Genomic DNA, 23,254 nt, shown 5'->3' with positions numbered 1-23,254 from the left:
CCGTGGCTAACGTTCTGGATAGCATTATTGAAGGGGTCCGCGAGGACTTAGCAGCCCGCGAGACGCGGATTTCCTATCGTGAAATCAAGGAGCTTTCGCTCAAGGCGCCGTCGCCGATTGATGCGGTGGCTGCACTGGCCAAGCCGGGTGTGCAGGTAATCGCCGAGGTCAAACGCGCGTCGCCGTCGAAGGGCGCGTTGGCGGACATCCCAGCGCCGGATGTGCTGGCGGCGGAGTATGAGCAGGGCGGGGCGGCAGTCATTTCGTGTCTGACCGAAGAGCGCCGCTTCCACGGCTCGCTGGCTGACTTGGATGCCGTGCGTCGCGCGGTGAACATTCCGGTGCTGCGCAAGGACTTCATTGTCACTCCGTATCAGGTGCATGAGGCACGTGCGCACGGCGCTGACTTGGTGCTGCTGATGTGCTCGGCGCTGGATCAGCCGACGCTGGAGTCCCTGCTGGACCGCACAGAATCTCTGGGCATGAACGCTCTCGTCGAAGCGCATACGGCCGAAGAGGTCGAGCGCGCTGAAGCTGCGGGCGCCAAGATTCTAGGTATCAACGCCCGCAATCTGAAGACTCTCGATGTCGATCTGACCGTCTTCGAGCGCCTGGCGCCGATGCTGCCGGAGGGTGTGGTCAAGGTGGCGGAGTCCGGTGTGAAGGGGCCGGAGGAGCTGCGCTACTACGCCTCCCACGGCGCTGACGCAGTGTTGGTGGGCGAGGGACTGGTAACGGCTGGCAAGCCAGGCGATGCGTGTCGACGTCTCGTTGCCGCCGGTGTCCACCCCACACTGCGCAGCGAAAAATAGCAGATCCGCCTGGCTCAGTCAGTGAGCAGGCGGGGGAGAAGTTATCCGATTTCCCACAGTTTCTTAGGCCTTATGTCCCACACTCGCGGTGGGATAGTCCACAATAGGTAACTGTGAGTGACCAGGATTTCAAGAACCAGGATGCCCGCGGTGACCGCTTGCCCACAATGGGGCAGGTTATCGCGGAGACGACCAACCATGAGTCCAATGGCATTGGCCATTGGGGCAAGTGGGGCGGCCAGTTCGTGCCGGAGGCACTGATGGCCGTGATTGGTGAGGTCACCGATGGGTACGCGAAGGCCCGCGTCGATCAGGATTTTCTTGATGAACTCGACCGCCTTCAGCGCACCTATGTCGGCCGACCCTCGCCGCTGTACTACGCGGAGAAATTCTCCGCCGACATCGGCGCAGAGGTGTGGCTCAAGCGCGAAGACCTCAACCACACCGGTAGCCACAAAATCAACAATGTGTTGGGCCAGGTGCTGTTGGCCAAAGGCATGGGCAAGAAGAACATCATTGCCGAAACTGGTGCCGGTCAACACGGTGTCGCCACCGCGACCGCATGTGCGCTGCTGGGGCTCAACTGCCGCATTTACATGGGCAAGGTCGACGCAGTGCGTCAGCGCCTGAACATTGCGCGTATGCGCCTGCTCGGCGCGGAGGTCATCGAGGTCGAACTCGGCTCGAAGACACTGAAGGACGCCATCAACGAGGCCATGCGTTACTGGGTCTCGCATGCCGACGACACCTACTACTGCTTCGGTACCGCCGCCGGCCCTCATCCATTCCCAACAATGGTGCGTGACTTCCAGCGCATCATCGGCGCTGAGGCACGTCAGCAGATTCTCGCAGAGACCGGCATACTTCCCGACGCCGTTGTGGCTTGTGTCGGCGGCGGTTCCAATGCAATTGGCGCATTCCACCACTTCATTGATGATGATTCGGTGCGCCTGATTGGTGCAGAAGCTGGCGGTGACGGTGTGGAAACCGGGCGTCATGCAGCACCGATTTCCGCAGGCGGCAACCCCGGTGTGTTCCAGGGCTCGTTCGCTGCCCTGATGCAGAACGAAGATGGTCAGATTACAGAGTCACACTCGATTTCCGCCGGTTTGGATTACCCAGGCGTTGGCCCAGAGCACTCGTACCTGGCCGATATTCACCGTGCGCAGTACCTGCCGGTGACCGATACTCAGGCAATGCAGGCGTTCAAGGATCTCACGCAGATGGAGGGCATCCTGCCTGCGATTGAGTCCGCCCACGCAGTTGCAGCAGCACGTCTTATTTCCGATGGCCTGCGGGAAGAGCTGGGCCGCAAGCCGCTGATCATTGTCAATATCTCCGGTCGCGGTGATAAGGATGTCGACACCGCAGCCAAGTGGTTCGACTTGATGGAGGAGTCCTAAATGAGCTTGAGCGATGTCTTTGCCAAGGTCCGCGAGGAAAACCGCGCAGCGTTTATCGGTTACTACCCAGCGGGCTTTCCCACCACGGATGAGTCCATCGAGAACATTAAGGCCATTGTCGATGCCGGTGCCGACATTATTGAGGTGGGTCTGCCGTTTTCTGACCCGATGATGGACGGCCCGACCATTCAGGATGCCGCTAACGTGGCTCTGGATGCGGGTTTTCGTTCCCGCGAGGTGATGCGAGTTGTCCGCGAGGTCACCGAGCATGGTGGTACCTGCGTGGTGATGAGCTACTGGAACCCAATCTTGCAGTACGGCCCAGAGCGCTTCGCCGAAGATCTGGCCGCGGCCGGTGGTTGCGGCACGATTATCCCGGATCTCATTCCGGAAGAGGCAGGCGAGTGGATGAAGGCAGCCGAGGCCAACGGTCTGTCCAACATCATGCTTGTAGCGCCGTCGTCCACCAACGAGCGTCTGCAGCTCACCGCTACTTCCTCAACCGGTTTTGTGTACGCCACCAGCCACATGGGGGTTACCGGTGCGCAGTCCAGCGTGGACTCCGCCGCCGCCAAACTGGTCGCCCGCACGCGCCAGGTCACCGACACGCCGGTATGCGTTGGTCTCGGTGTATCCAATGGGCAGCAGGCTGCTGAAATCGCTGAGTTTGCCGACGGTGTCATTGTCGGCTCCGCACTGATTAAGGCCGCAACTAGGAGCAAGGACGACCTAGTGGCGCTTGCCCGCGAACTTGCAGCAGGCGTTCGAGGAGAGTGCTAGCGAATTGATGAGCTCCACGCTTGTACTCGCAGAAACCGCAACCAGGTATCTCGCAAATATTCCGTCGCCGTCGCAGGGCGTGTGGCAATTAGGGCCACTGCCCATCCGCGGCTACGCCATCTCGATTCTGATTGGCGTCCTCGTTGGCATTTTTTGGACGCAACGCCGATATGCAGCCAGGGGAGGCGACCCCGAGGTCATCCTCGATATCGCCATTGCCGTCATCCCCGCCGGCATTATCGGCGGCAGGCTCTACCATGTGGCAACGGATTGGCCGAAGTACTTCGGACCAGGTGCCAACCCCGCCGATGCCTTCAAAATCACCAATGGTGGCTTGGGCATCTGGGGTGCTGTGGTGCTAGGCGTGCTGGCGGCCTGGGGTGTGGCGAAATGGCGCAAGGTGCCGTTTGCGCCGCTGCTGGATGCTGGAGCTCCTGCACTTATTTTGGGGCAGGCCATCGGGCGCCTGGGCAATTGGTTTAATCAGGAACTCTACGGTGGGCCGACAACGTTGCCGTGGGGACTGGAGATTTACCAGCGAGTCGATGAATTCGGGCGGGTTGCCCCGGTCACCGGAACGTCGACAGGCGAAGTGCTCGCCGTCGTACACCCCACGTTCCTCTATGAGATGGTGTGGAACATCCTCGCCTGTCTTGTCATTGTGTGGGCAGACCGCAAGTTCCGCATGGGCGGTGGGCGCGTGTTTGCGCTGTATGTCGCCGCGTACACACTGGGCCGTTTCTTCATTGAGCTCATGCGCGTGGACCAAGCCACACTGGTCTTCGGTGTGCGCATTAACAACATCACCTCTGCCGTTGTCTTTATCGGCGCGGTGGTGGTGCTGTGGATGCTGCGGGATAAAAAGCGCGAGACACCTGAATACGTGCGTGGCCCGGAAGCTGCGGCGGACGTGACAGAAGACCAGGTAGTTACCGTGGACAACTCGGCGAACAACGCGGTCAACGCGGCAGGCGGCACTGCTCGCGACATCTCGAAGGAGACCCGAAAATCTTCCAACTGACGTGAGCGGCAGTTACCGACTAGGCTAGAACTCGTGCTTAGACGAACGAAGATTGTATGTACCCTTGGTCCTGCAGTTGCTTCGCTGGAGGGAATTACTGAACTCGTCAACTCCGGTATGGATGTTGCCCGTCTGAATTTCTCTCACGGCGAGCACGAGGATCACGCTCAGAATTACCACTGGGTGCGTGAAGCATCCGATGCAACGGGTCGCGCGGTCGGCATTCTGGCCGATCTGCAGGGGCCGAAGATTCGCCTTGGCCGTTTCAAGGAAGACTCGACGTACTGGGCCGACGGCGAAATCGTGCGCATTACTGTTGACGATGTGGAGGGCACGCACGACCGCGTCTCCACCACCTACAAGAACCTCGCTGAAGACGCCCGTCCGGGCGACCGCCTGCTTGTCGACGACGGCAAGGTGGGCCTGGAATGTATCGAGGTAGACGGCAATGATGTCGTGTGCCGTGTTATCGAGGGCGGCCCGGTTTCCAACAACAAGGGTGTCTCCCTGCCGGGTATGAACATTTCGGTTCCGGCGCTCTCGGAGAAGGACATTGCAGACCTGCGCTTCGCTTTGAAGCTGGGTGTTGACTTCATCGCACTGTCCTTCGTCCGTTCGCCGTCCGACGTGGAGCTGGTCCACGCTGTGATGGATGAAGAGGGTCGCCGCGTTCCGATTATCGCCAAGCTGGAAAAGCCGGAGGCAATCGAATCCCTCGAGGCCATCATCCTGGCATTCGACGCCGTCATGGTGGCCCGTGGTGACCTCGGTGTTGAGGTCCCGCTGGAGGACGTACCGCTGGTTCAAAAGCGTGCCATCCAGATTGCCCGCGAGAACGCTAAGCCGGTCATCGTGGCAACCCAGATGCTGGATTCCATGATTACCAACTCCCGTCCGACACGTGCGGAGGCCTCCGACGTGGCCAATGCTGTGCTCGACGGTGCGGATGCAGTCATGCTCTCCGGCGAGACTTCGGTGGGTAAGTACCCGGCCACAACAGTCAAGACGATGGCTCGCATTGTCACCGCCGCAGAGCGTGAGGGCGAGGTACCTGCCCTGACCCACATGCCACGCACTAAGCGCGGTGTTATTTCCTACGCAGCTCGCGATATTGGTGAGCGCCTGAACGCTCGCGCTCTGGTGGCCTTTACCACCTCGGGCGATACCGCTCGTCGCGTTGCACGCTTGCACTCGCGTCTGCCGCTGCTGGTCTTCACGCCTAATCAGCAGGTCCGCTCGCAGTTGGCACTGACCTGGGGTGCGGAGACCTTCCTGGTTCGCCAGGTCTCCAACACCGATGAGATTATGCAGGTCATCGATGAGCAGCTGATGGCTATGGACAGCTACAGCGTCGGCGACACCCTTGTGGTTGTTGCTGGTACCCCTCCGGGAAATGAGGGCAATACCAACATGATTCACGTCCACATGATTGGTGAGGACGCCCGCTAGTAGCAATATCTAGCAATAGTTAGCAATAGTTGATTGCTAACTCAGTACTGTTTCACACCAGTACGAAAAGGCTTGTCGGTAAGTTTCGAAGAACTCACCGACAAGCCTTTTATGTTTCTGGGAGGTGGGAAGGTGGGGGCATCGTCGTAAAGCATGCTGCCACGCGGCACCTACGTCGGCCCTCCCAGCTGCATCTGCCTACTTCACCAGGTAGGCCAGCACCGCAGCGGCGGCGGCTGAGGTGGTGGACTGAGCGGTTGGAACGAAGTCCGGCAGGAACGTCGGCATGTGGTTGGACGGGATATCCTCCACCACGCGGTCAGCGGCGACAGCTGCTTCCCACTGCTTTCGCGGGGTCGCACCCACAGTCCAGTACACATAGGGGCTGCCCAGTGCTCGCGGAATGTTGGAGAAGTCCTCGGAAGCGGTCCACGGCTCTGCATCGGCGGAGTCATCGCCGAGGACAGCATCCATTACTGGGCGAATCGTATCGAAGACAACCTGGTCATTATCGGTGACATCGCCGTGGTCCGAGTACTCAATGACCGGCTCGACCTCGGTGCCAGAGGCGACGCATTCACCGCGCACCACACGCTCAATACCGGAGATCAGCTTTGTGCGGACCTCATCGGAGTAGTAGCGGATATTCACTACGATGCGGGCCTGCCCTGGAATGGTGTTGTTGGAATTTCCGGACTGCAGCGTACCGACGGAAAGGACGCCAAACTCCGACGGGGGAATCTCGCGGCCGACAATGCCCTGCAGTCGCAGGACAATGGCCGCGGCCAAGTAAGTCGGGTCGATGGCGTTGTGCGGCATCGAACCATGCGCGGAGCGACCGGTCAGCGTGATGCTAATAGTGTCGCAGCCGGCCAGTGCAGGCCCCGGCATTGTCATGACTTGTCCGGCTGGGCCTGGCACAATGTGCTGGCCAAAGCACACATCTGGCTTCGGAATAATGTCAGCCAGGCCGCTGTCGACCATGGCCGTGGCGCCGCTGGCCAGCTCTTCTGCCGGCTGGAACAAAATAATGAAGGTACCGGACCACTTTTCCTTGGCCTCGGCCATCAGGCTGGCAAGACCAAGGCCAGCAGTCATGTGCATATCGTGGCCACAGGCGTGCATCACCGCGGTGGCGGAGCCGTCACGGGCAGTTCCGGTAGCAGTGGAGGCGAATTCCACACCGGTTTCCTCCGCAACGGGCAAAGCGTCGATGTCAGCGCGGAACAGCACCGTGGGGCCGGGGCCATTTTCCATGACACCAACCAGGCCGTAGCCACCAATTCCCACCTGAACGGTATAGGTACCCATCTCCCGCAGCGCTGCAGTCAGATACTGCGCGGTGTCCTCCTCCGCCTGGGACAGCTCAGGATTCTGGTGCAGGTGGCGGTAGGTCTCCCACTGCTTGTCCAAGGGAACTCGGTAGTTCGAAATGATGTCGTTAATACGCTCCAAACGCGCGTTATCGTGGCTCACGTGGGCTACTACTCCTATCTTCAGTTAAGAATCGATTGGCGGATAGACAATGTGCTTTATTCAGCCGACCTTACCGCTGCGCCAGCAGCTGCCGCTGGCGGATATGCCAATTAGCTAATTGGTCCTAAAGATTGTCCGTACAGGCGGTCGCCTTCTTCCACCAGTGGGTTGTACTTCAGCGAATTCGGCAGGCACTGACACTCGGTGGCGATGTGAATGCTGTCTGAGATAGCACCAGTTTCGCGCAAGCGATAGAGCTGCGGGACTACGCGGTCGCGCAAATCCCATGGTGAAATGGTGTTCAGGTAAATCTTCGTGCCGCCTTCAAAACCAGCGAGGTTAGAGGTGCGCCACTTGATCATCACGCGCCATGGCATCCGGGCATCCAAGTCCACCGGGCGGTGATGCCATTCCTCATTACACGGAATTGTCGGACCCGCTGCGGCATGGCAGGCGTGAATAAGATCGGACATCGCGTCAATTTCAGCACGAGTCTGCAGCCACGGCTCACAGACGTCAGACTTCGAATAAATCTCCAGCGTAGGGTAGCGGTGTCCGAATCCCGCGAAGGCGACTGCGTGCTCGTTTTCCGCAATGATCAGGTTGTGCCGAGCGGCGTAGTCCACAGCGAATTCGTTATAAATATTCGGATTTTTGCGCACTAGGGCGACTTCACGGCCGAGCTGTTCGCCGTGCTCATCAATGGCCACCAGCTGCTTGTGCAAGTGGTCAAAGCTGGCACCAGCCGGTTTCAGCCAGTTCTGGAATGCCACCACGTAGCGCACATAGCGGTTGCGGCGGTAGAGGTCAGCGATGGACTCGACAGTAAAGGCAATCAGCGCGCGGTGCTCGGCCACCGTCAGCGTTCCGGAGGAGGCCAGCTGATTGTCGTGCGTGGCACCGTCGACAAAGTGGCGCCTGGCAATAATCACATCATGGCCACCGGCGAAATAGCTGGGTGCGCGGCGCAGCAATTTTTCGTCGGAAAGCGCGGCGATGTCCTCATCGCTCTTACCCGCGGCGCGAAGGCGCATACGCACGATGTTGAGGACGTGCTCGCGGCCCTGCGGATCGTCGAGGTAAGTCTCCATTCGCTGCTGCGTCTCGCGGTCAGGCTCGAAGCCGTAGTTATCTTTCCAGTAGTCATAGGTGACGATCTCAAAGAGGTTGGGCACCCGGCGGAACTCCGCGGTGGTATCAAACAGCTGATCGGGCAGCACGCCGGTGACAATGCGGTAGCCGCCGAAAACCGAATCATCGGCGACGACGCGGGCTTTCTCCGGCGGGGTCTGCAGCAGATTGTTCCAACCGAAGGAATCGCGACTGCCAAAATCTTTGTCGGTCAGTGGCTGCGGGTCGACGTGCTTAATGCCCAGCGGCCGATTTCCACGGCCCGGAACAGTCCAGACCTGAGTACCGGAAAAAGGATTGACTTGCTTAACCGTGCCGTCGGCAAGCGTGATGAGCGGATTCCTAGGTGCCTGCATAAACTCCACATTACGTCTTCGTCGACGGTGGGCGCGCGCTAAGACGCGGCGGATGCGTGACGACGTCATCGATTGTCAGCCCGCCTGCGGTGGCTTAGCCTGATTGCTATGTCGACAATCGTATTTAACTGCCTTGTGAAGCCGGCGGACGCCGAGTCCCTGGCCCAGGCATTCCGAACCAAGCTCGATGATTTTGACCGAGCTGGCCGAATTAGTGATGTGGATGTCTCCTTGGCTTCTGCGGAGACTGATGCGCAATTGGTGGAGCAGTGGGAGCGCGAGAATCCGAAGGAGTCCCTAGAAGATAGGAAGGTTTTCCGCTACGTACTGAAATTTGAGCAGCACGGGGGCTCGCTCAATGAGCTTGCAATGGACCTCTCAGAACTACTGACCCCCCGTTCAGAATTGCCCCCGGATCCGGTGCTGCGAGAGTTTGACGAGATGCTCGAATCTGTCGCAACGTACCCATGGAATGTCGCCGTATTTAGGTAATTTCCTACCAAATTGATGAAAAGTGTAACTCGCTGCGATAGCTTTTTGGGCAGTGTTCAACGGGTGTAGTGCGCAAAGTTTTAAGTTTTCCCAGCGTGCTGCCGTTGTATACTTATATCCGCTTTAATATCAGTAATTGCCCAGTCCTTGTGCACAGAACCTGTGCCACTGAGATATGGCGACCGGCAGCGGTTTACAACCGCGGTTGTTGTGTCTTCCGTGGGCGTCGCAAATGGTTACGCAGAGAGGTTTATTTTGAATATCGAGCAGAAGGTTTCGGGACTTTATGACCAGATTCTTACCCGAAACGCCGGTGAACCGGAGTTCCACCAGGCCGTGGCAGAGGTCCTGGAGTCGCTGAAGGTCGTCCTGGAAAAGGACCCACACTACGGTGACTACGGCTTGGTTCAGCGTCTGTGTGAACCAGAGCGTCAGATTATCTTCCGCGTGCCGTGGGTCGATGACCAGGGTCAGGTCCAGGTCAACCGCGGTTTCCGCGTTCAGTTCAACTCCGTACTCGGCCCGTACAAGGGCGGCTTGCGCTTCCACCCGAGCGTGAACCTGGGCATCATTAAGTTCTTGGGCTTCGAGCAGATTTTCAAGAACTCCCTGACGGGCCTGCCAATCGGTGGCGGCAAGGGTGGCTCCGACTTCGACCCGAAGGGCAAGTCCGAGCTGGAAATCATGCGTTTCTGCCAGTCGTTCATGACTGAGCTGCACCGTCACATCGGTGAGTACCGCGACGTCCCGGCCGGTGACATCGGTGTCGGCGGCCGCGAGATTGGCTACCTGTTCGGCCAGTACCGCCGTATGGCTAACCAGCACGAGTCCGGTGTCCTCACCGGTAAGGGCCTGACCTGGGGCGGTTCCCTGGTCCGCACCGAGGCCACCGGTTACGGCTGCGTCTACTTCACCGAAGAGATGATGAAGGCCAACGGTGCCAGCTTCGACGGCGCGAAGGTCATCGTTTCTGGATCCGGCAACGTCGCCATCTACGCAATTGCCAAGGCTCAGGAACTGGGCGCAACCGTGGTCGGTTTCTCCGACTCCTCCGGTTACGTCTCCACCCCGAACGGCGTTGACCTGGAACTGCTCAAGGACGTCAAGGAAGTCCGCCGTGCGCGCGTCTCCGAGTACGCAGCTGAGGCCGACGGCGCAGAGTTCCACAAGGGTGGCAACATCTGGGAGCTCAAGGCCGATGTCGCACTGCCGTGTGCAACTCAGAATGAGCTCAACGGTGACGACGCCAAGATGCTGGTTGAAAATGGCTGCCGCTTCGTCGCCGAGGGTGCGAACATGCCGTCCACCCCAGAGGCTATCGACGTGTTCAAGGAAGCCGGTGTCCACTTCGCACCGGGTAAGGCTGCAAACGCTGGTGGCGTTGCTACCTCCGCATTAGAAATGCAGCAGAACGCCACCCGCGATTCCTGGTCCTTCGAGTACACCGACGAGCGCCTGAAGGGCATCATGACCAACATCTTCAAGAACTGCGAGGCCACCGCAGCTGAGTACGATCACGCAGGTGACTACGTGCTCGGCGCTAACATCGCAGGCTTCAAGAAGGTCGCTAACGCAATGCTGGCACAGGGCGTCATCTAATTCGCTTGACGACGAATCCCCGCGCCCAATCCTTCGGGTAAGGCACAGGCCCACACTGTAAACTCCCTCCCATGGAGTTATCAGTGTGGGCCTTTGTCTTAATTGTGGCAACAATCTTTATCGGGGCGCTGATGCAGCGAGTAGCGGGCATGGGGTTGGGGCTTCTAGGCGGACCAGTTCTCTCACTGATTGCAGGGCCTGTCGCTGGCATTCTGATTATCAACGTGCTCGCCACCGTCAACGCCGTCATGCAGACCATCTCCGTGCGGGAGAATGTCGATTGGAAGAAGTTCTGGCTAATCGGTCCGGTGATGGCCTTTGGTGCACTCCCAGGCGCCTGGGTGGTGCATAACACTCCCAGCGGCCCACTCCAAGTCCTGGTTGGCGGGCTGGTATTGCTCGCGCTGTTGGTGACGTCGTACATGCCAGAGCGCATGCGTGTCGACGGATCACAGTACGCCGTAGCCGCCGGTGTCGCAGGTGGCTTTATGAATACGCTGGCCGGTATTGCAGGACCAGCCATTACCGTCTATGCACAGGCCTCTCGCTGGCCGGCTCAGACATTTGCGGCCACACTCCAGCCGCTGTTCTTTGTCTCTGGCTCAATGTCCCTGCTGTTTAAAGAGCTCAGTGCCGATGAGTCAGTCTTTGCCACCACACCTGTCATGTTGTGGCCACTGTGTTTGATTGCCCTGGTGGTGGGTATATTTTTGGGCACCCGCATTTCTAAGCGAGTGCCCATCCTGCAAGCCCGTAAGCTCGCAGTTTTGCTGGCGACCACCGGTGCAGCAGTCACCTTAATCCGCGGCATCTCCGCGACCGTGGGCGCGTAAGATCCGCAGATTCTGCCCCGTTACTTCAGCAGTGACGACAGGAAGTTGCGAGTGCGCTCCTGCTGCGGGTTGCCCAGCACCTCATCCGGGGTGCCCTTTTCTACAACGACACCGTCGGCCATGAATACAACCTGGTCGGCGACCTCTCGGGCAAAGCCCATCTCATGCGTGACGACGACCATGGTCATACCCTTATCTGCCAGACCGCGCATGACGTTGAGAACCTCACCAACCAGCTCTGGGTCGAGCGCGGAGGTTGGCTCGTCGAAAAGCATGAGCTTCGGTTCCATGGCAAGCGCGCGAGCAATCGCGACTCGCTGCTGCTGGCCACCGGAGAGCTGCACTGGGTAGGCATCCGCCTTGTGTGCCAGGCCGACGATTTCCAGCAACTCCATGGCGCGCTTTTCCGCCTTCTCCTGAGACTCGCCCTTGACCTGGACTGGTGCCTCAGTAATATTTCCCAGCACTGTGCGGTGCGGAAAGAGGTTGAAGTTCTGGAATACCATGCCGATGTCACGGCGCTGGCGCGCAGCCTCCGCCGCAGAGATTTCGTAGAGCGTGCCGTTCTTCTCGCGGTAACCAATCAGAGAACCATCGACGTAGAGACGACCGGCATTGACCTTCTCCAGGTGGTTGATGCAGCGCAGCAGCGTTGACTTGCCCGAGCCGGAAGGGCCAATCAGACAGGTAACAGTTCCGCGCGGAACCTCCAGATCAATGCCTTTGAGGACCTCGAGTCGGCCAAAGTTCTTACGAACCTTTTGAGCCTCAACCATCAAATCTTTGGTAGTCATTTACTGCGGATCCTCTCGGTAGAAGTGCTCTTCGTCTTTGTCGACAACGCGAGCATTTGCAAGCGGCACACCTTCGGCGTCGGCAAGCGCGGCGAGCTGACGGGCGGTGAGCTGGCGGGTAGCGCCGCGGGCGAAGTAGCGCTCGAGGTAGAACTGGCCGACCATCAGGATCGAGGTGATGACCAGGTACCACGTGGCGGCGACCAACAGCATCGGCACCGGCAGGAATAGGGCATTGGCGATGTCGGTGGAGCGACCGTAGAGCTCCAGCGAGAACGGCACTGCGATAACCAGGGAAGTGGTCTTCAGCAGGGAGATAAATTCGTTGCCCGTCGGCGGGATGATGATGCGCATAGCCTGCGGCAGGACGGTGCGGCGCACAGTCTGCCACCAGCTCATGCCCAGTGCCTTCGATGCCTCAGTCTGGCCCTCTGGGACAGCCTGAATACCAGCACGGACAATTTCGGCCATATATGCGGACTCATTCAAGCCAAGGCCGACGAATGCCAGCACGAAGGTGTTGGACAGGACACTGCTGAGATCGATCTCAGCGAAGCCCAGGTCAATGGAGGTGTAGATGGTTCCAAGTAGACCCCAGAAAACCAACTGCACGTAGACCGGTGTGCCTCGGAAGACCCACAGATAGAACCAAGAAACAGTGGACAGCACAGGGTTGTCGGACATGCGGAGCACGGCAATGATGGCACCGCCGACAATACCGATGAGCATGGCCAGAACAGTCAGTGCAATGGTCCAACCGGCGGCTTGGGCAATGCGAGTGTCGAATAGGTACTGGAAGTAGACATCCCAGTGGTAAGCCTCGTTGCGGGCGGCACCGATGATGAACCAGACGAAAAGCGCCAGCAAAATGGCAGCTGTTATCCAGCGGCCCGGATGGGGCAGCGGTTTGGCCTTAATGGTCTCGTTGAGTTCGGCCTGGGTTGCCTCGTGACGGGCACCAGACGCTGATGAGTCGCTCACTTAAAGTTCCTCTCCATTTAGAGTGGCGCGTTCCAATGCACCGTCTTCCAGACCCCAGGTTGTCAGGATTTCCTGGTACTGGCCGTTGTCAATGAGATACTGCAGGGTCTCGACCAGGACGGGGCCAAACTCGGAGTCCTTCGGCACGGCAAAGCCGAACGGAGCGCCGTCGTAAATATCACCGGCCAACTCGAGCTTGCCCTCCGAGCGGTTGACCGCGTAGGCACTCACAGGGGAGTCAGCGGCCAGAGCGTCAGCTCGGCCCAAGACGACCGTGGTGGCAGCCGTACCGGCATCCTGGTAGGCCAACTTGTTAATACCCGGCAGCCCGCGATCCAGACAGTCCTGGTTCTTCACGGGCAGATCTTCCATGTCCGCAACGGTATTGCGCTGAACAGCAATCGTTTTACCACAGTAATTATCGGAGCTAGCGTCATTGCCGGGGCGACGAGCCCACTGAAGGCCGGTGTCGAGATAATCGACGAAGTCGTAGGTCTTGCGGCGTTCCTCGTTGGAAGTGAAACCGGAGACACCGAGGTCGACTGCGCCAGCGGACAGAGCGGGCAGAATCAGCGAGAAGTCCTGCTCCTGAATTTGTAGCTCGAGGCCAAGGACGCTGGCCATGGCACGGGCGAGATCGATATCAAAACCAATGATGTTGCCGTGGGAGTCCTTAAACTCCGCTGGGGCAAACGTGGGATTGGTGCCGATGCGCAGCGTTTTGCTGGCACGGATACTGTCCGGGACCTGCTCCGCGAGTTCTGGGACAACTGCTGGCTTAATCTCCGACCAGCCCTCGGGGTTACCGCTTTCGTCATTGGTGACGCAGCCGGTAAGCCCCAAAGTCAAGGTCGCAGCTAGCGTGGCAGCCGCCAATGCGATGGGTCTTTTCATATCTGAAGATATTACCCATCCTGAGCGTAACCTTAGTTATCGCCACCCCTTTGGAGAAGGGATGTATTTTATCGCTCCGTCTCGCCGATAACCATCGCTTCGGCGGCACCGGAGGCCGGATCGCTCAAGGCTGCGTCACGAACGGCCTTTGCAACGGCCGGCATGACCCGTGGATCCAGCGGAGAAGGAATGATGCGGTCGGCGGAGAGCTCATCGACACCCACATTCGCAATCGCCTGCGTTGCAGCCAGCTTCATGGTCTCAGTGATGCGCTTAGCGCCGGCCTCCAACGCGCCACGGAATAGGCCTGGGAAAGCCAGCACGTTATTAATCTGGTTCGGATGATCCGAGCGACCGGTGGCCACGACAGAGCCGTACTTGCGCGCAACATCCATTGGAATCTCCGGCGTTGGGTTGGCCAGGGAGAACAGGATGGGATTGGCCGCCATGCGGGCGATTTTCTCCTCGCCGACAACGCCTGCAGAAACGCCGATGAAGACGTTAGCGTCGTCAAGCGCATCGGCGACCTCGCCCTTTATGCCGCGCGGATTTGTCATGCGGGCGACCCACTGCTTGATGTCGCTGAGCGGCTCGCGGTCGGGGTGAATGATGCCTCGCGAATCGACCACAATGATGTCCTGCACACCGGCGGCGAGCAGCATCTTCGTGGCTGCCACGCCTGCCGCACCCGCGCCGGAGATGACCACGCGCAGGTCCTGCATGCTGCGTCCAGTGAGCTTGCAGGCGTTGATCAGGCCGGCGGCAATGACGATTGCGGTGCCGTGCTGATCGTCGTGGAAAATCGGGATGTCCAGCTCCTGGTCCAGACGCTGCTCAATCTCGAAGCAGCGTGGCGCGGAGATGTCTTCGAGGTTCACGCCGCCAAACGACGGTGCCAGCGCCTTGACCGTCTGGATGATTTCCTCCGTATCGAGGGTATCCAGAACGATTGGCACGGCGGAGATGCCAGCGAACTGCTCGAAGAGCTGGGCCTTTCCCTCCATGACCGGAAGTGCGGCCTTGGGGCCGATGTCGCCGAGGCCGAGGACTGCGGTGCCGTCGGAGATGACGGCGACGTTCTGGCCGGTCCAGGTGTAGGTGCGCGCCAGGGCGGGATCGTCGTGGATTGCCTCGCAGACGCGAGCCACACCTGGGGTGTAGCCGATGGAAAGGTCGCGGATGGTCTCCAGCTTCATCGTGGAGCTGGAGCGGAGCTTGCCGCCCTTGTGTGCCTCGAAAATCTCAGCGTCGGTGATGGGCTGGGAGTTGTTGGAGCTAGAAGCAGAGCTGTTTTCTGGCACGGCGTGGAGATTTGCCTTCTGTGTTGTGGCTGTGGTGGGGGCGGAGGAATTTGCGGCAGGCATGATGAGAGTCCAAAACGTGTTGAGTTGCTATGAAAACTCGACTGCGCCAAATGCTGCGGGGTGGGGCAGTGCGCTAAGCCGGGAGCAAAGACCGCGTGTTGTGACACGTTGAGGTGTGCGTCAATCACAACAAGTCTTGCTATATGGGATTAGAGTCTCATTATATGGACTAAGGCGGGTGAAAAGGAAATTTTGGTGGAATTTGGGAGGGATTTGGGAGGGGCTTGGGAGGGGCTGGGCAAAACGGCAAACCATGGGGCAGGCACCCAGCCTTCGTATGTGACCTGAGTCCTATAATCGATATTCAATCGATTGAAAGGTGCATTCTTTCCCCATGCAAGACCAGACCAAGCTCATCCACTCCGGCTATGTCCCGGGCAATAAAGACCCACGCCAGGTCCCAATCATCCAGTCGACGACCTACACCTTCGACTCCTCGGATGACATCGCAGCCGTCTTTGATGAGCCAACTCACGCGCTGATTTACTCCCGCTTCGCCAACCCGACAGTGATGGCGGTCGAGGAAAAGATTGCTGATCTCGAAGGTGGCGCGGCAGCGATGGCGACAACGTCGGGTATGGCCGCAACTGCACTGGCCATCATGAATATCTGTTCGGCCGGCGACTCCATTGTGACCTCCTCCGAGATTTACGGAGGTACCTCCAACCTTTTCGCCACCACGCTCAAGCGCTTCGGCATTGAGGCCATCTTTGTCAATCAGGATGCTTCGGAAGAGGAAATCGCAGCAGCATTCAAGCCGAATACTAAGGCGCTGTTTGGCGAAATCATCGCAAACCCGTCGATGAGCGTTCTCGACATTGAAAAGTTCGCGCGTATCGCGCACGGTCAGGGCGTGCCCTTCATTGTCGACAGCACTTTCGCCACTCCGATTCTGTGCAAGCCGATCGAGCACGGCGCCGACATTGTCGTCCACTCCACGTCGAAGTACATGGACGGTCATGCTATCCAGGTCGGTGGCGTTATCGTTGACTCCGGCAAATTCGACTTCACTAATGGCAAGTTTCCAGACTTTACCGAGCCTGACGAGTCCTACCACGGTGTCATCTACACCAAGGACTACGCCGCCGCGCCATTCGTCATCAAGGCGCGCATGCAGCTTCAGCGCGACTTTGGCGCATACCCAGCCGCGCACTCGGCATTCATGCTAAATCAGTCCCTCGAAAGTCTGGACGTCCGCATGCAGCGCCACTGTGAGAATGCACAGAAGGTCGCCGAATATCTGGAGTCGCGCACCGATGTGCTTAACGACGTCCGTTACCCCGGCCTGAAGTCTTCCCCGTACTACGAGATTGCTCAGAAGTACCTCAAGGGTGGTTCTGGTGTGGTCACGATTGATCTTAAGGGTGGCCGCGAAGCTGGTACGACCTTTATGGATGCGCTGAAGATTGTCACCCGTCAGGTTCACGTGGCCGATGCGCGCTCCTGTGTGCTGCACCCAGCATCGACTACTCACCGCCAGGTTCCAGATGAGCAGCTCCCAGCTGTCGGTATTACTCCTGGCCTGGTGCGCCTGTCCATCGGCCTGGAAAACGTTGATGACCTTATTGCTGACATTGAGCAGGCACTGGCGCAGGTGGAGAAGTAGGGAAGTAAGCGTCCTTTTTCGAATCTCCGTTCGTACTTAAGGATTACCAATCCGGGCCTCCTGAGATAGTCCCAAATGACGGCAGAAAATCTGACTGTCCATTGCTACTTCTACTCAGGAGGCCTTTCCTATGTCCGACACCAATTTCTCCCAGAACCCATACGGTCCGCAGAACCCGCAGGGTATGCAGACACCGCAGGACGCGCAGTTCTACCAGCACCCGTCAGCTGATCCAGCAGCGCAATTTCCGCCAGCGCCGCAGGAAAAGAAAAAGGGCGGTTGCTTCAAGTGGGGCGGTATTGCTGCCGCTGTGATTGTCGTCGTTGCTGTAGCTTCTAGCCTCGGTGGCACTGACTCCGACTCCGGCTCTAACTCAGCGATGACCTCGGCGAACAGCATTTCCGCAGAGGCTGGATCTGCACTCGGCTCAGAGTCGCTGGAAAACGCGGACTTCACTGGCGGGTCGGACGCAGAGCAGAATGAGGAGGTGCCCGCTGAGTACAAGAGCGCCCTGCGCAAGGCCAAGACATACTCGGAGATGATGCATATGTCGAAGCAGGGTATTTATGACCAGCTGACCTCCGAGTATGGCGAGAAGTTCTCGGCTGAGGCTGCACAATATGCGATGGACAATCTGGAAGCAGACTGGAACAACAACGCGTTGGAGAAGGCGCGCAGTTACCAGGACAGTATGGCCATGTCGCCGGATGCCATCTACGAACAGCTGACCTCGGAGTATGGTGAGCAGTTTACTCCGGAAGAGGCTCAGTACGCGGTGGATAACCTGTAGGCAGCGGGCTTCGCTTCCCGATCACGCCAATTGGCCGTGGCTCAATCGGAGGCATACTGCAAAAGGACGGCTTGCGCTTCACCAGAATGTATTTGCTGCACGCTAAACGGCTACTGGTGAAGTGGAAGCCGTCTTGGATGCGTCGAAGTGTGGCCTGGCAATAGACCGAATGCCAGCAGTACAACCTCGGCGCGCCAAATTGTGCCGTTTATCAACCGGTCGGGTATCAGCGACTGGGAAGGAAAGTCCGAGGTAACCGCGCCACTGCGTGGTAAGCCGACGCAGCAGTGCCGCATTCTCAGTTAAATCAAAAACCCGCCCCCACCAGGAAAAACACCTGATGAAAGCGGGTTTTAAAATCGTGCCCCCGGTGAGACTCGAACTCACACTGGACGGGTTTTGAATCCGTTGCCTCTGCCAATTGGGCTACAGGGGCGCAAAAGCCGTCGATAAGCGTAAACGCTCTATCGAAGCGACTTTGACTAGTCTAGTCCATCGACCCCGAATTAGAAAAACGGCGCTGTGCCCAGGCAACAATGCTGACAATTGCCGCGCCGAGGATGAAGAGTCCCAGCGCCAGCCCCCAATCGGAGCCGATGCCCTGGAGCTCGTTGTTGTCGGACTGCCATGGCCACAGTGCGCGCAGAGAACCGAGCATGAGACCGGACATGGCGAACAGGGTCAGCGTCTGATGGTTGCTTAGCAGCCACTCCAGGAAGCGAATGAACAGCACGATACCAATCAGTGCGCCGACAGCGAAGGTACCAATATAAGCCAGGTTGCGGTCGTGTACGGCAGCCATGGTCGGTGCGTAAAGGCCAATCACCAGCAGGAAGAAGGAGCCGGAAACGCCCGGCAGAACCAGCGCGCACACGGCAATCGAGGCGGCGATGAGTACCAGCCACAGGGGCGGTTGTGTCGGCGCGGCCTGCGGCAGGGAAGTAAGGGCAAACAGTGCGATGGCGAAGATGGCGAACACCGCGATGGCCTTGCCGCGCATGCCCGGCTGACGCAGAGCGCCCTTAGGTAGCTCCTGCAGCGGAATGGTAATCGACGCGGCGATCATGCCCATGAAGAGAGCACGCGAGGCGACCGGCTGGTTGGTGACGAAGTTCTCCATCACGCCGGCCATTGAAAAGACGGCGGCCAGCATGCCAATCGCCACCGGAATCAGCAGCCACCAGTCAATCTTGCGCAACGCCTGGTTGAAATTGCCCTTGGAAATCGCCCGTGGCAAATCGGTAATGCGCTTTGCTGATTCAATCAGGCGCCCGTAGATGCCCGTGATTAGCGCAAGCGTACCGCCGGAGACGCCGGGGATGGTCTCGGCAAGGCCAATGAGTCCACCGCGCACTACGTTGGCAACAGTGCCAAGGGGTGTCGGCTTCGGAATTTCAGAGTAAGGGCTCGCGGTTGACTCAGTGCCGGGAGCGCTCAAATTTTCATTAGACATCGCACGCAATTGTAGGCCGAGCACATGAGAAGAAGCATAATTTCGCGTGTGAGTTCGTTCTCGCTTTACGACGGCCCCAGCGCCTCGCCCCGAATGCGATGAAAAAGCCCAAAATAAAAGAGCAGCACCCCGGTCCGGGGTGCTGCTCAGTGCGAGCCTAAGTCCGTAAAATCTACGTGCTTAATTGCAGTCTCATACCAGTGGACAGACTGCGAGCTGAAAGTTTTATTGGTTATCCGTGCTCGATAATCTGCTGGAGGGTCTTGCCGAGGGTTTCCACGGAAATCTGTGGGGCGTTGCTCTCGTCAATCATTCGGGAGTGAGAGAGAACTAGGTAGCCCGCGCAGAGAGCCACAGCCATCTGACTGCGGTAGACGGCGGTTTCGCGCGAAATTTCATCCGGGCTTTCTTCGTGGATACGACGGATTAGGTCGTTAGCGATGGCCTCGTCAAAGCGCTTGGCAATGATCTCGGCGGTCTCCTGCGAATCAAGCGAGGAGATAATCAGCGGAATCATCGACTGACCATTGAGCCCGTAGCCGGTCAGAACCGAGTCGGCCATCTGGTAGCCGAGCTTGCTGAATTCCGTCTTATTGATGGCACCTACGAACTGACTAAAATCAATCAGTTCGGACATCAAGCCTTCCTTGGAGCCGAAGTACTTGATGATCAGTGGAGCGCTAACGCCGGCGTCGTTGGCGATTTCCTTCAGTGGCACGTTGCGCAGTGGTTTGCGCGCAAAATGTGCCGCCGCAGCCGAGATGATGCGCTCCCGTGTGGTTTGGGCGCTGCGGGGGAAATCAGTGGATTCGAACTCGCTCATGCAGAAGATTCTAAATCTATTGATGCAAAACTATTGAAACTAAATCGGCGTTCAAGCCTTGGACGTGGACGTTTTTACTCTTAGTTACCCACAAGAGGGGGGTGGTTCACACCCTTAGCAAGTGTAAAGCGAACGGTGTTAGGTTGTTCAACAAAGTATGAGATTTTGTAAGAAGTGTCAGGAAAATAATAAGTAGTTGCTGTATCGTTTTTCAGATTTGCAAATCTGTCACGCATCCAGAAATTGACTTTGGTAAACGGCAGTTGCGGATTGATAACTGGTTACGCTAAAGAGCCGATAATAATATCAGTATCTTGCTCTATGTGCCCCGGCCGCTCTGGCGTCGCGAATATTTCCTAGACTGGGGTGTCATGAAGAAGACCCTGATGCTCATCGACGGTCATTCCATGGCCTTCCGCGCATTTTTCGCCTTGCCGGTGGATAATTTCTCCACTACGGCTGGGCAGACCACAAACGCGGTATATGGCTTCCTGTCCATGCTGTCCAACATCCTCAGCGAGGAAAAACCGACGCATGTGGCCGTCGCCTTCGATGTCTCCCGTGAGACGTTCCGCAATGAGATGTTCCCGGAATATAAGGCACAGCGAGAAAAGACTCCCGAGGAGTTCCGCGGTCAGGTTCCGCTGATTCAGCAGGTCCTCAAAGAGATGGGCATCGTCACCCTGGAGAAGGATAACTATGAGGCCGATGACATCATCGCCACGCTGGCAACGCAGGCGAAGCCCGAGGGGTTTGAAACCCTGATTGTCACCGGTGATCGTGACTCCTTCCAGTTGGTTAATGACACCACGACTGTTCTCTATCCAATGCGCGGTGTCACAACTCTCCATCGCTTCACGCCAGCGGCCATTGAAAAGAAGTATGGCCTCACCCCTGCGCAGTACCCAGACTTCGCCGCTCTGCGTGGTGACCCTTCCGACAACCTGCCGGGCATCCCAGGCGTCGGTGAGAAGACTGCCACCAAGTGGATTGTCCAGTACGGCACCCTGGAAAATCTCATCAACAATGCCGATGAAATCCGCGGCAAGGTCGGCGATAACTTCCGCGAGCGCATTGCCAATGTCCAGCTCAATCGCGATATCACCGAGATGGTCAAGGATCTGCCCTTGCCATATGGTCCCGATGAGCTGGAGCTGCGTCCCGCCGACGCGCAGGGCATCATCGACTTCTTCGATCGCCTCGAATTCGGCGACAACCTCCGCGAGCGTGTCTTCCGCACACTCTCTATAGAAGGCGCCGGCGTCACTGCCTCGCAGGCGGAATCCGCAACCGAGCTGGAAATCGTCTCGCTTGACGACGGCGCCTTGCGTCCCTGGCTCGAAGCTCTTCAGCAGCCGACCGCATTGCAGGTCGGGGAGCACACCTTAATTATTGGCTCCTCCGATGAGGAAGGTAAGACCGCCGGTCAGGCCATCAGCCTGGACTTGGGTGAGCTCGGTAGTGACGATGACAACGCGCTGCGCGATTGGCTGGCTAGCGATCATCCGAAGCTGCTGCATGATTCCAAGTCGGCCATGCATGCGCTGTGGAACTACGAGCTCGAGCTGGCGGGAATCATCCACGACACTTTCCTGGCCGCCTACCTGCTGCGCCCCAGCCAGCGCAGCTACAGCCTGGACAATATTGTCCAGCGCCATCTTGGTCGCACGCTCACGCAGGTCGATGGTCAGCTCACGCTGCTCGACGGCCCCGTTGAGGATGCCACTCACGTCGCCGCCATCATCGACCTGGCAGCTCAGCTGGCCATTGAACTCGATGAGGCCGGTCTCTACACCGTCTACGCTGATTTGGAAGTTCCCCTGGCCCCAGTTCTGGCACGGATGGAGCGAGCTGGCATCGCCGTTGATCTTGACTCTCTCGAGGAGCTGCGGGCGCAGGCGCAGGCGGCTACCGATGACGCGGAGAGGGAGGCTCGCAACCTCGTCGATAAGCCTGAGCTGAATCTCGGATCGCCAAAGCAGTTGCAAGAGGTTCTGTTTGACCAGCTGGGGATGCCGAAGACCAAGAAGACGAAGACCGGCTATTCCACGGCGGCGAAGGAAATTGAGGGGTTGGCGAAGGTCAATCCGCACCCGTTTTTGGATTATCTGCTGAAGTTCCGTGAGTCTCAGAAGATGAAGTCGACCGTCGAGGGCCTGATTAAGGCCGTCGCTGATGATGGTCGTATTCACACGACGTTCAACCAGACCGTGGCAGCCACGGGGCGTCTGTCGTCGACCGATCCGAACCTGCAGAACATTCCGGTGCGCACGGAGTTTGGGCGCAGGATTCGCGAGTCGTTCGTGGTGGGCGAGGGGTATTCGCAGCTGATTACCGCCGACTACTCGCAGATTGAGATGCGTGTCATGGCGCATCTGTCGCAGGATCCAGGTCTCATTGAGGCCTACCGCCAGGGCGAGGACCTGCACAATTACGTCGGCTCCAAGGTCTTTGGCGTGGGTATTGATGAGGTCACGCCGGAGCTGCGTCGTCGCGTGAAGGCGATGAGCTACGGCTTGGCATACGGTCTGAGTGCTTTTGGGCTGGCGCAGCAGCTGGATATTCCGCAGCGCGAGGCCAAGAAGCTCATGGATGACTATTTCGAGCGCTTTGGCGGCGTGCGCGATTACCTTCACAAGGTCGTCGAGCAGGCGCGCAAGGACGGCTTCACCGCCACGATGTTCGATCGCCGTCGCTATCTGCCCGAGCTCAACGCCGACAACCGCATCGCCCGCGACAATGCCGAGCGCGCCGCACTGAACTCACCGATTCAGGGTTCTGCGGCGGACATCATCAAGATTGCGATGCTTCGGGTCGACGATGCTTTACGACGGAAAAAGCTTCGCTCCCGTGTCCTCTTGCAGGTTCACGATGAATTGGTTGTCGAAGTTGCCAGCGGGGAAGAGGACGCTATTAAGGAATTGCTCCACCGTGAAATGGACTCTGCAGCGGAGCTTTTGGTGCCGCTGGATGTTTCCATTGGGGCGGGTGTGAATTGGGATGCCGCGGCTCATTAGTTAATAGATGCCGTGCTAGCTCGGAAGTTAGCTCGGGCGAGTGCATTTGGGTGGACTGCGAACTTGAATGTCGCTGTTCAAACCGGTATTGTTCGCTGGGTATGCACTAGCATGCCGACTTTGCAGCCTCGAGCTTAGAGGTCATCGGGTTAACTGATAGCCAACGGCGTCCAACGCCAA

Annotated in this window: 19 protein-coding genes and 1 tRNA gene; 11 read left to right on the top strand and 9 right to left on the bottom strand. The window is 58.3% G+C overall.

Annotation, left to right across the window (positions count from 1 at the left end):
• Positions 1-2: 2 nt before the first annotated feature.
• From trpC to pyk, 5 genes are all read left to right on the top strand, one after another.
• Positions 3-812: an indole-3-glycerol phosphate synthase TrpC gene (gene trpC / locus Q4E11_RS03140; protein WP_303163596.1), complete on the top strand. Its 810-nt coding sequence runs from the start codon at positions 3-5 to the stop codon at positions 810-812.
• Between the two features lie 113 nt (positions 813-925).
• A complete protein-coding gene (gene trpB, locus Q4E11_RS03135) occupies positions 926-2,215 on the top strand; it encodes a tryptophan synthase subunit beta (RefSeq protein ID WP_303163595.1) in 1,290 nt (429 codons plus the stop codon).
• Positions 2,216-2,995 (top strand): tryptophan synthase subunit alpha, encoded by a 780-nt coding sequence (gene trpA, locus Q4E11_RS03130; RefSeq protein ID WP_303163594.1) that lies wholly within the window; start codon positions 2,216-2,218, stop codon positions 2,993-2,995.
• 7 nt (positions 2,996-3,002) lie between these two features.
• Positions 3,003-4,016, top strand: coding sequence for a prolipoprotein diacylglyceryl transferase (gene lgt, locus Q4E11_RS03125; RefSeq protein WP_303163966.1), 1,014 nt, complete (start codon positions 3,003-3,005; stop codon positions 4,014-4,016).
• A 33-nt stretch (positions 4,017-4,049) separates the two neighbouring features.
• Entirely contained in the window at positions 4,050-5,465 is a 1,416-nt protein-coding gene (gene pyk, locus Q4E11_RS03120) for a pyruvate kinase (protein WP_303163591.1), read from the top strand.
• 198 nt (positions 5,466-5,663) lie between these two features.
• On the opposite strand, the gene Q4E11_RS03115 is transcribed toward pyk, so the two are convergent.
• Together Q4E11_RS03115 and Q4E11_RS03110 are read right to left on the bottom strand one after the other, a co-directional pair.
• On the bottom strand, positions 5,664-6,941 hold the full coding sequence (locus tag Q4E11_RS03115) for an amidohydrolase (protein ID WP_303163588.1): 1,278 nt from the start codon (positions 6,939-6,941) through the stop codon (positions 5,664-5,666).
• A 110-nt stretch (positions 6,942-7,051) separates the two neighbouring features.
• Positions 7,052-8,428 (bottom strand): DUF4921 family protein, encoded by a 1,377-nt coding sequence (locus Q4E11_RS03110; RefSeq protein WP_303163586.1) that lies wholly within the window; start codon positions 8,426-8,428, stop codon positions 7,052-7,054.
• 108 nt (positions 8,429-8,536) lie between these two features.
• Here Q4E11_RS03110 and Q4E11_RS03105 point away from each other — a divergent pair, with 108 nt between their 5' ends.
• The 3 genes from Q4E11_RS03105 (at position 8,537) to Q4E11_RS03095 (ending at position 11,352) form a co-directional block, all read left to right on the top strand.
• Positions 8,537-8,920, top strand: a complete 384-nt coding sequence (locus Q4E11_RS03105; RefSeq protein ID WP_303163584.1) for a hypothetical protein — start codon at positions 8,537-8,539, stop codon at positions 8,918-8,920.
• Positions 8,921-9,175: 255 nt separating this feature from the next.
• Positions 9,176-10,519 (top strand): NADP-specific glutamate dehydrogenase, encoded by a 1,344-nt coding sequence (gene gdhA / locus Q4E11_RS03100; RefSeq protein ID WP_303163963.1) that lies wholly within the window; start codon positions 9,176-9,178, stop codon positions 10,517-10,519.
• Positions 10,520-10,590: 71 nt separating this feature from the next.
• Positions 10,591-11,352: a sulfite exporter TauE/SafE family protein gene (locus tag Q4E11_RS03095; RefSeq protein WP_303163581.1), complete on the top strand. Its 762-nt coding sequence runs from the start codon at positions 10,591-10,593 to the stop codon at positions 11,350-11,352.
• Between the two features lie 20 nt (positions 11,353-11,372).
• On the opposite strand, the gene ehuA is transcribed toward Q4E11_RS03095, so the two are convergent.
• From ehuA to Q4E11_RS03075, 4 genes are all read right to left on the bottom strand, one after another.
• Complete coding sequence (ehuA, locus tag Q4E11_RS03090) at positions 11,373-12,146, bottom strand: ectoine/hydroxyectoine ABC transporter ATP-binding protein EhuA (RefSeq protein WP_303163580.1); 774 nt, start codon at positions 12,144-12,146, stop codon at positions 11,373-11,375.
• Positions 12,147-13,127: an amino acid ABC transporter permease gene (locus Q4E11_RS03085; RefSeq protein WP_303163578.1), complete on the bottom strand. Its 981-nt coding sequence runs from the start codon at positions 13,125-13,127 to the stop codon at positions 12,147-12,149.
• Positions 13,128-14,021: an ABC transporter substrate-binding protein gene (locus tag Q4E11_RS03080; RefSeq protein ID WP_303163576.1), complete on the bottom strand. Its 894-nt coding sequence runs from the start codon at positions 14,019-14,021 to the stop codon at positions 13,128-13,130.
• A gap of 68 nt (positions 14,022-14,089) precedes the next feature.
• Positions 14,090-15,385 carry an NADP-dependent malic enzyme gene (locus Q4E11_RS03075; protein WP_303163575.1) on the bottom strand — a complete coding sequence of 432 codons (1,296 nt, stop codon included), beginning with the start codon at positions 15,383-15,385 and terminating at the stop codon, positions 14,090-14,092.
• A 334-nt stretch (positions 15,386-15,719) separates the two neighbouring features.
• Here Q4E11_RS03075 and Q4E11_RS03070 point away from each other — a divergent pair, with 334 nt between their 5' ends.
• Positions 15,720-16,991, top strand: a complete 1,272-nt coding sequence (locus tag Q4E11_RS03070) for an O-acetylhomoserine aminocarboxypropyltransferase/cysteine synthase family protein (protein WP_303163574.1) — start codon at positions 15,720-15,722, stop codon at positions 16,989-16,991.
• A 130-nt stretch (positions 16,992-17,121) separates the two neighbouring features.
• Positions 17,122-17,781, top strand: coding sequence for an Ltp family lipoprotein (locus Q4E11_RS03065; protein ID WP_303163572.1), 660 nt, complete (start codon positions 17,122-17,124; stop codon positions 17,779-17,781).
• A 362-nt stretch (positions 17,782-18,143) separates the two neighbouring features.
• On the opposite strand, the gene Q4E11_RS03060 is transcribed toward Q4E11_RS03065, so the two are convergent.
• From Q4E11_RS03060 to Q4E11_RS03050, 3 genes are all read right to left on the bottom strand, one after another.
• Positions 18,144-18,217: transfer RNA gene (locus tag Q4E11_RS03060), tRNA-Leu, on the bottom strand.
• Between the two features lie 51 nt (positions 18,218-18,268).
• On the bottom strand, positions 18,269-19,234 hold the full coding sequence (locus Q4E11_RS03055; protein WP_303163569.1) for a DUF368 domain-containing protein: 966 nt from the start codon (positions 19,232-19,234) through the stop codon (positions 18,269-18,271).
• 232 nt (positions 19,235-19,466) lie between these two features.
• Positions 19,467-20,057, bottom strand: a complete 591-nt coding sequence (locus tag Q4E11_RS03050) for a TetR/AcrR family transcriptional regulator (RefSeq protein WP_303163567.1) — start codon at positions 20,055-20,057, stop codon at positions 19,467-19,469.
• 371 nt (positions 20,058-20,428) lie between these two features.
• Between Q4E11_RS03050 and polA the strand changes: the two genes are divergently transcribed.
• Positions 20,429-23,074 (top strand): DNA polymerase I, encoded by a 2,646-nt coding sequence (polA, locus tag Q4E11_RS03045; RefSeq protein ID WP_303163566.1) that lies wholly within the window; start codon positions 20,429-20,431, stop codon positions 23,072-23,074.
• The last annotated feature ends 180 nt before the right edge of the window (positions 23,075-23,254 follow it).

This window comes from Corynebacterium sp., assembly GCF_030532195.1.
In the GTDB taxonomy this organism is placed as follows: domain Bacteria; phylum Actinomycetota; class Actinomycetes; order Mycobacteriales; family Mycobacteriaceae; genus Corynebacterium.
The sequence above is the reverse complement of the archived record's forward strand: the minus strand, read 5'-3'. Positions and strand labels throughout refer to the sequence as shown.

Bases quoted from the DNA above. Each gene is read 5' to 3' on its own strand.
- trpA (WP_303163594.1), top strand. From the start codon at position 2,216: ATGAGCTTGAGCGATGTCTTTGCCAAGGTCCGCGAGGAAAACCGCGCA.
- lgt (WP_303163966.1), top strand. From the start codon at position 3,003: ATGAGCTCCACGCTTGTACTCGCAGAAACCGCAACCAGGTATCTCGCA.
- Q4E11_RS03110 (WP_303163586.1), bottom strand. From the start codon at position 8,428: ATGCAGGCACCTAGGAATCCGCTCATCACGCTTGCCGACGGCACGGTT.
- Q4E11_RS03105 (WP_303163584.1), top strand. From the start codon at position 8,537: ATGTCGACAATCGTATTTAACTGCCTTGTGAAGCCGGCGGACGCCGAG.
- Q4E11_RS03095 (WP_303163581.1), top strand. From the start codon at position 10,591: ATGGAGTTATCAGTGTGGGCCTTTGTCTTAATTGTGGCAACAATCTTT.
- ehuA (WP_303163580.1), bottom strand. From the start codon at position 12,146: ATGACTACCAAAGATTTGATGGTTGAGGCTCAAAAGGTTCGTAAGAAC.
- Q4E11_RS03080 (WP_303163576.1), bottom strand. From the start codon at position 14,021: ATGAAAAGACCCATCGCATTGGCGGCTGCCACGCTAGCTGCGACCTTG.
- Q4E11_RS03075 (WP_303163575.1), bottom strand. From the start codon at position 15,385: ATGCCTGCCGCAAATTCCTCCGCCCCCACCACAGCCACAACACAGAAG.
- Q4E11_RS03070 (WP_303163574.1), top strand. From the start codon at position 15,720: ATGCAAGACCAGACCAAGCTCATCCACTCCGGCTATGTCCCGGGCAAT.
- Q4E11_RS03065 (WP_303163572.1), top strand. From the start codon at position 17,122: ATGTCCGACACCAATTTCTCCCAGAACCCATACGGTCCGCAGAACCCG.
- Q4E11_RS03055 (WP_303163569.1), bottom strand. From the start codon at position 19,234: ATGTCTAATGAAAATTTGAGCGCTCCCGGCACTGAGTCAACCGCGAGC.
- Q4E11_RS03050 (WP_303163567.1), bottom strand. From the start codon at position 20,057: ATGAGCGAGTTCGAATCCACTGATTTCCCCCGCAGCGCCCAAACCACA.
- polA (WP_303163566.1), top strand. From the start codon at position 20,429: ATGAAGAAGACCCTGATGCTCATCGACGGTCATTCCATGGCCTTCCGC.